The 12,381-nt window shown below is 37.2% G+C and carries 5 protein-coding genes; all 5 read left to right on the forward strand.

Features of this window, described 5'->3' with window-relative positions; translation table 11 throughout:
* A partial coding sequence (locus ACFINF_RS08200) for an autotransporter domain-containing protein (protein WP_375620446.1) occupies positions 1–810 on the forward strand: 810 nt, incomplete at its 5' end.
* 1,176 nt (positions 811–1,986) lie between these two features.
* A complete protein-coding gene (locus ACFINF_RS08205) occupies positions 1,987–4,464 on the forward strand; it encodes an autotransporter outer membrane beta-barrel domain-containing protein (RefSeq protein ID WP_375620447.1) in 2,478 nt (825 codons plus the stop codon).
* A 652-nt stretch (positions 4,465–5,116) separates the two neighbouring features.
* Positions 5,117–7,528, forward strand: coding sequence for an autotransporter outer membrane beta-barrel domain-containing protein (locus tag ACFINF_RS08210; RefSeq protein WP_375620448.1), 2,412 nt, complete (start codon positions 5,117–5,119; stop codon positions 7,526–7,528).
* Between the two features lie 146 nt (positions 7,529–7,674).
* Complete coding sequence (locus ACFINF_RS08215; protein WP_375620449.1) at positions 7,675–8,895, forward strand: autotransporter outer membrane beta-barrel domain-containing protein; 1,221 nt, start codon at positions 7,675–7,677, stop codon at positions 8,893–8,895.
* A 131-nt stretch (positions 8,896–9,026) separates the two neighbouring features.
* Positions 9,027–12,140, forward strand: a complete 3,114-nt coding sequence (locus ACFINF_RS08220) for an autotransporter outer membrane beta-barrel domain-containing protein (protein ID WP_375620450.1) — start codon at positions 9,027–9,029, stop codon at positions 12,138–12,140.
* Positions 12,141–12,381: the final 241 nt, after the last annotated feature.

Raw genomic sequence — 12,381 nt, forward strand, 5'->3', positions numbered from 1 at the left:
TTATACACCTATGGAAGCACAGGAACCTTATCTTCTGAGCGTGGTCCTCTCAAATATGGTTATGGTGCTGATATTCGCTATGCTGCTCTCCAAGCCGGTGTTACATTGGCAGCAATTGAAGGACAAAGCGCAACCACACATTTTGGTCTTGTAGGCACCTATGGGCAGCTGTCGTTCACACCAAAGGACATGTCAGATGCAGGGAAGAGCACGCTGGATAAATGGTCTCTGACAGCCTATGGCAGTATACAACACAACAGTGGTTTTTACATCGATACACTCTTGTCCTATGGTATCCTAAAAGGGCATATCGCCAATGCTCTCAGAGGAAATACAGCAAAGTTGAACGATGCCAAAATGTTGAGTATCTCCACCACTGTTGGCAAAGAGTTTGCAACTAGAATGGAAGGTTTAACCTTCGAACCACAAGCACAAGTTGCCTATCAACATTTGATGTTTAACACCATTGAAGATGTTGATAATTTTACCGTTGATATGAACAATCCTTCTCAATGGTTAATCCGTGTTGGTGGACGTTTGACCAAAACCCTTTCCACTGAAAACAGCCGTCCTATGTCTTTCTATGGAAAAGTAAACTTGATCAAAACTTTTGGTGATGATGGTACCATTCATATTGGCAGAAACTTTGACCTTGATCCTATGGGACCTGCAATTGAAGGCGGCATTGGCATCAATGCACAGCTGTCTCACAATTTCTCCCTTCATGGTGATGTAAGCTATCAACAAAAGCTTCAGAAAACTGGTATCTCTGGTGCAAGCTTTTCAGGTGGAATACGCTATCAGTTTTAAGAAAAGACTGTAAAAATAGCCTATCATTCTATTCAATTTAACAAAAAGGCAGCACATTGTGCTGCCTTTTTTAATCTATGTAAGCTACTATTCTTATCTCCTGAAACTTTTTTCTTTTCTCCTCAATGATCTCCTTCCCTCCTATTTACACGAGCCGCGCGACATATTCATTATCGAATTTGTCTATAAAGCTAAGCAAAGTGTATTTTTAGACAATATTAAAGAAAACAACATTGGAAAAGATAATGATAAAAGAAGCTCTCTCTTCATACCTTTAATCTGTTTCTTCAATCCATTAGCTTAACACCACCCTGTAAGAATTCATTTATATTTCCATGTAGCGTTTTTTAGGCAAAGCATTTTGACAATGCTTATCCTTCTCATTCCACACAATATATTGATAAATCAATATATTGTGTGGAATGAGAGTCCCGAATATCGTAGGATTCTCTCATTTAAAACCTATTCCATGTTGAAACAATCAAAATCATTCGCTTGCACGTTACAAACGAAGCTGATGTGTGGAGCAAAGTTATATAAGAAAAGCCTAAGAAGGCCTATAATGAACTGTCTCAAGAACCAAAGGCCTAGTCACAAACATTGGGGGCTAGCACAGTGTGTAGATAGACTTTCCCTTTTATTTAAGTGTAAAGGTATCGGCTGCTCCTTCGTAAGCGTAAAGATGATGGGACTCTAAGCGTTATAGCATTCATAACCATAGTCGCGAAATGGGCGGTACGTCCTTAGAAAAATAAGCTTTGCTACCCTTAAGGAAAATTCTCTTTTAAGAAAGCCTATGAATAGCCCCTTCATCTCTTCTTCTTATAGCAGAGAAAATTTTCTGATCATTTTGGTGAGTGCATAAAATAATATACCTTAACGCTATAAAGCTTTTATAACGATTATCCTTAATAGCCAATTTTAAATATCATACTTCATAGTGTTTTTAGCATAAGCTTGACCAAGCTAGGTCTTATGAAATCCATTTTTCCGGACTTTTTATGATCATGAAAAAAGCTTTTCTTAAGAAAAACTTCAAATCATAGAGAACACCATAAATATAACTCGTTTTGTTATTTACAATAAAAACATAATGATATAAAAACTGACCGGGTACTTGCGCCATCAGGGGAATGAAGTAAGCATCAAAGCATACCAAATACTAAAGGCATATCTATGTGTAAGAAATATATTTATAAGAAAAATTTTTTGTTATGTACAATTGCTGGAACTTTCATTTTTTCTCATTTTGCTCCAACTTATGCAAATAGACAACCTCCTGAAATTATTAGCGATTTTAAGCTGGAAAAAGGAGAAGAAAAAACTCTTAATAACGTTTTTATCCGCAATGGATTGAGCGCAGTGCACGCCTCTGAAAAAGCAATTGCCACAATTACGAACTCAACAATACATTCAGCTTCGTTTGCTTTTGCTGTATCACAAGGTGGACGTATTAATGCTAAAGAAGTAAAAGCCAATGCCCTGTATACTGGTCTATCGATTTCAAACGGTATCATTAACATTGAAGATTCATTCATAGAAAGCAAAAAACAATCCGGTATTGTTTTTCATAGCATTTTAGATGTTTTTGTGAAAGATGGTGAAGAAGTTATCAATAAGGCAATTCTTAACAATACAAAACTTCTTGTGAAAAATGGTGTCGGTATTTTAGGACCATCATCTTCAAAGTCTGTTGCCGAGGTTCAACTTAGAAATTCAGAAATTCGTTCTGATGTACTATTACAAAATAATGTAAAAAAGAAAACAGATTCAGATCCTCATCCTGTGACTTTTGTATTAACCGCCGATAATTCAATTATGGAAGGAAGAGCAAGAACCTTAGCAGTAAATACAACTGTTTTTAATTTAAATAACAATAGCAAATGGTATTTAAATGTAAGTCAATACGACATAAATCGTGATTTTAGTGCATTTAATTATGCACTCCATGATATTAAGCAACGAGCACTGTCTACCGTTTCAGTACTGAACTTTAATAATAGCTCTATTGTGTTTAACCCGCCACATGCGCTGGCAAAGAGTCAATATCAAACCTTAAGTGTAGGACAAACAATTGAGATCCCTAATCCACACGAAAACAGGGACTCCGCTATAAAAACCGTTTATAATGCAGTAGGTAATGCAAGGATTTATTTCAATACAGAATGGAGTGATGGTTTAAAAAGAGAACAACAAAAAACGGACCGCCTTCTTGTCCATGGAGATGTATCAGGCACCACAACAATTAGTTTCAATAGTCTTTCAAAAGGTGAGCCATCAAAAGAAGAAGCTTCTATTCCCGCGAATATGCGTGGACTGTCGCTTATTCAAGTATCTGGAAGAACAGATGAAAATGCCTTCAAACTAGCAAATGGCTATGTCACAATGGACGGTTTGCCTTATAAATATGTCTTAAATGCCTATGGACCAACATCACGTCTTGGAAGAGCAGAAAGCACACAAAGCCATTTAGGAGAAGTAACTCAACAATCACAAGAAAAGTCCTCAAAAACCGACACGCTCCCCGTTGTATTAGGTGGAGTGGTTTTAAAAATTGAGAATAATATAAAAGGTGAATCAACACCAAATTCTGAGCAAATAGGGAACACACAAAACCATTTGAGAGAAAATCAGAATTTCTGGGATTTCCGCTTGCAAAGTGCAACGCTCGATGATGAAGGAAAGATCAGAGCTCTCGTTCCTCAAGTGGCAAGCTATTTGTCCATGCCTAACGCACTATTCTCAGCTGGACTGGCTGATGTAAACAATCAAAACACTTTACTGAACACAATACAAGAAACAGGCTTTGAGACAAAAGATCATAAAAATAAAGGAATCTTCTTCTCGACTTATGGCAATAAGATGACATTATCCTCTCACCGTACACCATTGCAATATGGCTATGGTGCCGATATTCACTATGCTGCTTTACAAGCAGGCTTTACATTAGTAGCTCTAGAAGATCAAAACATGACCACCAATTTTGGTCTTTTCGGGACATATGGGAAATTAGCTTTCACCCCAAAAGATATGGAAGGTGCTGACAAGAGTACACTCAATAAATGGTCAATTGCTGCATATAGTGGCCTGCGTCATAATAATGGTACATATATCCATGCTCTCTTTTCCTATGGAATGCTCAAGGGGGATATCACCACAGCTCTCATAGGAAAGACTGCAGAATTGAAAAACGCTGATACATTCAGTGCATCGGCGACCATTGGACAAAAGTTAAAAACCAGTACGAAAGGGTTGGTCTTTGAACCACAAGCACAAGTTGCTTATCAACGTCTCATGCTTGGCACACTCTCAGATGTCGATGGCTTTGATGTAGATATGGGAAATCCTCATCAATACTTAGTGCGTGTTGGTGGGCGCTTAACGCAAACGATGCTTTCTATTGAAAAAGGCAGTACTCTTTCTTTCTATGGTAAATTGAATATTGTTAAAGCTTTTTCTAACAATGGTACGATACAGATTGGTGAATCGTTCCGCCTTGATTCTATGGGAGCTGCCCTTGAAGGTGGACTTGGTGTAAATGCACAATTATCACAAAATATCGCCCTTCATGCTGATGTTAACTATCAACATAAGCTTCAAAAAACTGGTATATCTGGCGCAAGCTTTTCAAGCGGAATACGCTATCAGTTTTAAGAAAAGGCAAAAAACAATTTATAGTCTATTCATTTTTAATAAAAAAGCAGTACGAATGTACTGCTTTTTTGCAATCTTTCGGAAAGAACCATTAATAACGGTTCTTTCTATACAGCTCTCCTGAAAGGATTAATTTCATTAAAACCAAATGCAATAAAATTCTTTATCTCTCAATGACTGTTGAAGTCTCAAGAGAGCTGCCTTTTTGATTTATAAAAATCGTTGTATATCGATAAAAAATACAAAATATTTTAGATTTTTTACATCAAAAAAATTCATCGTGAATAATTCTATATGCAAGAAAACCACCTGAAAGCTTTTGCAAGCGCGCAATAAATCTTCTCCAAAAACTTTGTAGAGTTTTCATAACAACAGCTTTAAGCAGTAAACATCCTTGCAAAATATTTTGATTCCTAGCACTTTAAAACAAAAATACTTATCAAGCTAAGTTTTCTGAAATCCATCTTTGCTGCATTGCGCTTTCTATTTTAAAAGCTCTTCTAAGACCAATTTTTAAACGATAAACAACAAAACATAATATTCGTTTTGTTATTTACAATAAAAACATAATGATATAAAAACTGACCGGGTACTTGCGCCATCAGGGGAATGAAGTAAGCATCAAAGCATACCAAATACTAAAGGCATATCTATGTGTAAGAAATATATTTATAAGAAAAATTTTTTGTTATGTACAATTGCTGGAACTTTCATTTTTTCTCATTTTGCTCCAACTTATGCAAATAGACAACCTCTTGAGATTCCTACGGTCCAAGTAGCTAATGGAGAAGAGAAGAGCCTTCATAATGTTTTTGTTCGTGGTAAGTATGATGCCGTGGTTGCTAAGAAAGGTCATATTACCATTACAAACTCAATAATGCACTCAGGCTTTACTTTGCTTTCTGCAACGTCAGGTGGTCAAATTAATGCCAAAGGAATTGTGGGAAAGGCAGAAGAGCATGGTTTGTCACTCACAAACGGCACAATCCATATTGAAGATTCAATATTAAACGTCATAGGCCACAACAAAGCCTATGGTATCAATTTTGGTTATATTCTGAGCTCTACAGTAAAAGAAGGAGAAGAGGTTGTAAACAAAGCAATCCTTAATAATACAAAACTTCTTGTAAACGACGGTGTAGGTATTTTCGGACCTTATTATCGCAAAACGAATGCAGTGTACCTTAAAAACTCAGAAATTCGTTCTGATATATTATTAAAAAATGAAGTCTCACCCTTCGTCGAGATTCAACCTACTGCTTTTACATTAGACGCTGATAATTCGATTATGGAAGGAAGAGCCAAAACGCTTCCTCAAAATACAACGGTTTTCACCCTAAACAATAACAGCAAGTGGCATTTAAAAATTAGTCTATTTGAATTGGAAAATAGTTTTAGCCTATTTGATTACAAGCTCCTTGATCTTAAGCAACGAGCACAATCAATCGTTTCAGTTCTAAACCTTAATAATAGCTCTATCATATTTAATGCGCCGCATAAACTAGCAGACAATCATTATCAAACCTTGCATGTAGGGAAACATCCACAAAAAGCAGAGCAAAACAGAAGCTCCGATGCAACAACGGTTTACAATGCATTGGGTAACGCAAGGATTTACTTTAATACCGAATGGAGTAATGGTCTTACAAAAGAACAACAAAGAACTGACCGTGTTCTCGTTCATGGTGATGTCTCAGGCACCACAACGATCTATTTCAACAATCTTTCAAAGCATGCAGAACCATTCGATGATGAAGAAGATTCAATTCCTTTGAATATGCGTGGGCTCTCACTTATTCAAGTTTCTGGGCAAGCAAATGAAGATTCCTTCAAACTTGCCCATGGCTACACCACAATGGAGGGCTTACCTTATAAATACATACTCAATGTTTATGGACCAACATCCAGCCGTGGGAAAGCCGATAGAACACAAAGTCATTTAAGCGGAATATCACAAGAATCAAAACAGAAAGATGCACAAAATACCAATGCATCACCCCTTGAAAAAGAAAATAACAGACAAACTCCCTTGGAAGAAAATGAGAATTTCTGGGATTTCCGCTTGCAAAGTGCGACTCTCGATGGTGAAGGAAAAATCAAAGCTCTTGTTCCTCAAATGGCAAGCTATTTGGTTATGCATAATGCAATATTTTCCTCTGGCTTGGCTGATGTAAACAATCAAAATACACTGTTAGATAATATGAACTCAACAGTTTTCGGATTAGAGAGTCATAAACAGAAAGGGATATTCTTATTGACTTATGGCAACAAGATGACGTTATCTTCCAGCCGTAGTCCATTGGAATATGGTTATGGTGCGGATGTTTGTTATGCTGCTATACAAGCAGGCATGACATTAGCAACGTTAGAAAATCAAAATATGACCGCGAATCTTGGTCTTTTAGGCATATATGGAAAGCTCGCTTTTGCACCAAAAGATATGGAAGGTTCTGACAAAAGCATACTGGATAAATGGTCCTTTACGGCATATGGGAACCTCCACCATGACAATGGTCTCTATGTTAATGCACTTTTCTCTTACGGCATTTTAAACGGACATATTACAACAGTCCTTATCGGCAACACCACAGAGTTAAACAATACGGATGCATTAAATATATCAGCTACCGTTGGACAAAAACTAGCAACTGGTGTTGAAGGAGTGTCCTTTGAACCACAAGCACAACTTATTTATCAACATATTGCATTTGGCACTCTTTCAGATATTGATGGCTTCCAGGTTAATATAAAGCCCCCTCATCAATGGTTAATCCGTATTGGAGGGCGTTTAACGAAAACAATGCTTCCCATTGAAAAAGATCGTGTTCTTTCTTTTTATGGTAAATTGAATGTCATCAAAGCTTTTAGTGAAAAGCGCACTATCGATGTTATTGAATCTTTCTACCTCGATTCTATGGGCTCTTCCCTTGAAGGTGGGCTTGGCATTAACGCGCAGCTTTCTAAAAATCTCGCACTTCATGCTGACATTAATTACCAACATAAACTTCAAAAAGCTGGTATCTCTGGAATTAATTTTTCCGGTGGAATGCGTTATCGCTTTTAGAAATCTTAGCTCTCTATTTTGACGCATAAGCAGCGCTGAGATGAAAACAGTGCTGCTTATATTTTACTACATTACAAAAATTGTAGTGTGTCAAAAGGTGGTTCATTTTTAGCAAAACAAAGAAAAATATCTTAAGGAACATCTTTATGCATAAGAATCTTTTATTATGTACAGCCGCTTGTGCTTTGTTTTTTTCTTCTTTTAATTTTACGTCTACCAGTACCGCTTCTGGCTTAAACCCTCAAACACGCCATACCATTGATTTAATAAACACACCAACACAAGCATCGAAAACGACTCTTAACACATCCGCAAAAGCTCATGTGAAATTACCCACAAAAGTTAAGAGAACCGCTACCGCTGATACCGAAAGCACCTCTAAACTTACAGATAATGAAGCAGCCGCAACTTCTGCTTCTCTTGATTTGGCAGAAAAAAGAACAGTTCTTACGCCACAAAAAGAAAGCTCTTTAGTTATGCCTATTGCGATGTTTTCTGTCGGTTTTTCTGATGTCAACAATCAAAATATCTCGTTAGACAATATGCAAATAACAATGTTTGAACCCAAAGATCATCCAGAGAGAGGGGTTTTCTTATCCACTTATGGCAATAAGAGCACCTTTTCTTCCAGCATTCAAGAAAAACAAGATGGTGTTCAAGCAGATATTCGCTATGCTGCATTGCAAGCAGGGGCAACATTAATAGCGCTACACGATCAAAATATCAGCAGCAATTTTGGTCTTTTCGGAACATATGGGAAATTGTCTTTTACTCCTAAAAACAAAGAAAGCTCTCATAAGAAAATGCTTGATAAATGGTCACTCACCGCATATGGAAATATTCAACATGACAGTGGCCTATATGCAAGTGGATTTCTCTCTTATGGAATTTTCAAAGAAAATAACACCACAGCTTTCATCAAACATACTTCAAAAGTAAATAATAGTAAAACATTAGGAGCCGCTGCAACTGTTGGTCACAAACTGTCAACTAGTTTGGAAGGTGTAATCCTAGAACCGCAAGCACAACTTGTTTATCAGCGTCTCATGCTTGGCTCTTTCTCAGATGACGATAACTCTAAAATAGACATAAGCAAACCTCATCAATGGTTGCTCCGTATTGGCGGACGTTTGACGCAAAACAAAGGCCATGCCCTTTCCTTCTACGGCAAACTGAACGCGATCAAAACTTTTAGTAAAAACCTTCCGCTTGCTGCTATGGGATCTTTAATCGAAGGTGGTTTTGGTATTCAGGCGCATTTATCTCAAAATATCGAGCTTCATAATGATCTCAGCTATCAACATAAATTCAAAAAAGATGGCATATCTGTAATAAATATTTCCGCTGGAATCCGCTATCATTTTTAAAAATACTTGTATTCCTATCTTGAAATATAAAGCGCTCTCATTATGTTTCATTTTGTCTCTCGCAAAAGAAACATAATGAGGTCAAAGTTTTATCTTTTATGAGAGGGGGAAATATTTAGGAATACATCTATATGAAAAAAAGTTTTTTACTATACACAGTTTCTGGAATTCTGTTTTGTTCTTCCACCAGCTTGTCTTATGCTCTTCATGATACGAATGCACAACCTACAATAGATCTCCCTTCTCCGCAACCCGCTCATGCTGAGAATCCAATAGGTGAATCCAGAACTTCTAATCTATATTCAAATGCATCATCTCCGTATCCACCTTTAACATCTAGCACTACAAGAACGATCATAACCCCTCCTCCTACAAAGAGTGAATCTACAACGCCTACTTCTACGGGCACTCTACCTCCCACAACACAACTTGAAGGAAATTTAATTCGAAATACAATTTCTTCTTCAAAACAAAACTCTGATCTTAGCCAAGGAAGTACACAAACATCAAAGACTAAAGTGGCAGAAGGTGTACAATCTAACCCTACAGCCACACAAGATACTCTTACACAATCTCCAACGACAGAGATAGCTCCAACAGCAGGAATGGAAGTAAAATCTAGAAGACGTTCAGGTGTTTCCACTTCTTTTACAGACTCTTCCAGAAAAAAAATGCCCGAAAATTCTACTGTATCCTCACAGTCAGAACCTACACAGCCTTCACTGAATTTACAACCAACACTTATTACAAGAGCGGAACCTACAAAACCAACAACAGAGCTATCGCCAACACTTAAAGAACCAGAACTCGCACAGCCAATATCTTTAAGACCAGAAACTGGAAAACCAGCATTACCGGTACCGCCAAAATCTGTAAAACCAGCGCCCGTACAATCTGCCTCTGCACAAAAAATATCTGAAAAATCAGAGCTTAAAAAACCAATATCACCAATAAAACAACCTGAAAAGTCTACACAAATTGAGGATATAAGCTCCGGAATTGAGGCTGAAAACGGTAAAACCATAACGCTACATAACAAAAAAATTCAAGACAATGGTTTTGCTGTACATGCAGAGGGCAATAATTCAAAAATCAACATGATAGGGGGAACTGTTGATGCGCGTTTTGTTGCACTAAGTGTATCAGATGGTGGAGAAATTGATGCTACAGGTATTACTGTAACAGCAGAAACAGTTGGTTTGCTAAACATAGAGGGAACAATCAAACTAAAAGATTCAAGCGTACATGTCACGGGCAATCATGAAGTGGACGGTATTATTTTCCGCGACAATCCGTATAATGCCCCTAGAAAACGATATACACGCAATGCTGAAAGGAATGCCAACGCCGTTCAAGAACAAGATGTAGCCAATATTGCCGATAAAGTAACTCTAGAGAATACAAAGATTTTCGTTGAACATGGTAGGGGTATCAACCTTTATGGAACAGGCATAAACGGTGAAGTCAGCCTTAAAAATTCAGAAATTCATGCCGATATTTTATTAAAAAATATAAAAAACGAAAATGCTTTCACAAACACCCTTACACTGGTTTCTAACCACTCTTCTTTAGAAGGTCGAGTAAGAACTTCTAAAGATAATAGAACTGTTTTTGATCTAAAAGAGGAGACGAAATGGCTTTTAAAGGCAAATAAAAACGCCCAAAATAATGATAATGTTTCAGATGACCATGTACAGTTTGGTGTTGATGAAAAATTATACTCTAACCTTTCTGGATTGCGCCTTACAGATAGTGTCATTATGTTTGACAAGCCAGTGGAGGGACATTACCAAACTCTGTTTATAGGACCTAATCTTCCAAAAGGAGAAGGAACAGCTCATACAGAAGCGGTTTATAGTGCAACAGGTGTTGCAGAAATTTATGTAAATACTCAATGGAATAAACATTCTCCTATCACGGAGCAACAAACCGATCGCATTGTGATTAATGGTGATGTCTCAGGCCGTACTGTTGTTCACATCAATCTCCGAAAAACAGATAAAAAAACAACCGATAGCTCTGCTGTTTGGGGAGAACACATGGCGTCACTTCCTTTAGGGACACATGGGATTTCAATCATTCAAGTTTCCGGACAAGCAAACGAAAATTCCTTCACGTTAGCAGGAAACTATATGACAATAGAGAAGCAACCTTATAAGTATGTACTTACAGGCTATAAACCTGGAACATCTCATGAAAGCCAAAACCTTTTTGGTAAGAACAGTAATTTTTGGGATTTCCGCTTACAGAATGCCTACATTGATAAGGATAAAAAAGTTCGAGCACTTTTACCACAGGTAGCAAACTATTTAACCATATCTAATACTTTATTTTCTGCTGGATTTACTGATGTCAACAATCAAAACACGTTGTTAGACAATATGCGAACAACAGTATTTGGGGCAGAAGACAATAAAAAGGATGGTATCTTTTTTTCTTCCTACGGCGATAAAGTCACCTTATCTTCCAACCGCGATCCACTGCATTATGGTTATGGTGCTGATGTAAACTATACTGCTTTACAACTGGGTGTCATATTAGCCGCCTTGGAAGGCAAAGACATAAGCTCATATTTTGGTTTTTTAGGAACATACGGAAAACTTGCCTTTACGCCAAAAGAAATGCAAGATTCTGAAAAGACGACACTTGATAAATGGTCTCTTGCCGCTTACAGCGGCATCCAACATAGCAATGGTATATATGTAAACACACTTCTTTCTTACGGAAAGTTAAAAGGAAATATTACCACAGCTCTTGTTGGAAATGCCGCAAAACTGGATGGTACTGAGATGCTTAATATATCTGCAACCATTGGTCAGAAATTAGCGACCAATACAAAAGGATTGGTATTTGAACCACAAGCACAATTCATTTATCAAAATCTCAAGTTTGATATCTTCTCAGATGCCGATGGCTTAAAAGTTGACATGGGCAATCCGCATCAATGGTTGGTGCGTATTGGTGGACGTTTAACAAAAACTATAATGGCTGCTGAAGAAAGTAAGGCTGTTTCCTTCTATGGCAAAGTAAATGTTAGCAGAGCTTTTGGTGATGGTAAAACAATAAAAATTGCTGATACCTTTCATGTTGATCCTACCGGCTCTTCAGTTGAGGGAGGCATGGGGGTGAATGCATATTTTTCTCAAAATATCGTACTAAGCGCTGATATCAGCTATCGGCAAAAACTGCAAAAAGCCGGTGTATCTGGCACCAATTTGTCTGGCGGGATACGTTATCGTTTCTAAAGCAGAAGCTAATTTTAACTTAAATAAAAAAGCAGCACTTTGTGTTGCTTTTTTATTTAAACTTATATTTTTTTAAATTCTCAAAAAACATTATCACATTAAAGAAGATTTTGACTTATAATGTTTCTTTTGCATATTGAATAAAAAACTAAATACCATAGTATTCTCTCATCAAAACACCCCATGCATAAAGTTTTTATGCCTTACACCACACCTCAAGCGATGATGTTTTTACAGCACA

The sequence above is a fragment of the Bartonella sp. TS25HLJMH genome (genome assembly GCF_042193505.1).
Taxonomy (GTDB): domain Bacteria; phylum Pseudomonadota; class Alphaproteobacteria; order Rhizobiales; family Rhizobiaceae; genus Bartonella; species Bartonella grahamii.

Bases quoted from the DNA above. Each gene is read 5' to 3' on its own strand.
- ACFINF_RS08205 (WP_375620447.1), top strand. From the start codon at position 1,987: ATGTGTAAGAAATATATTTATAAGAAAAATTTTTTGTTATGTACAATT.
- ACFINF_RS08210 (WP_375620448.1), top strand. From the start codon at position 5,117: ATGTGTAAGAAATATATTTATAAGAAAAATTTTTTGTTATGTACAATT.
- ACFINF_RS08215 (WP_375620449.1), top strand. From the start codon at position 7,675: ATGCATAAGAATCTTTTATTATGTACAGCCGCTTGTGCTTTGTTTTTT.
- ACFINF_RS08220 (WP_375620450.1), top strand. From the start codon at position 9,027: ATGAAAAAAAGTTTTTTACTATACACAGTTTCTGGAATTCTGTTTTGT.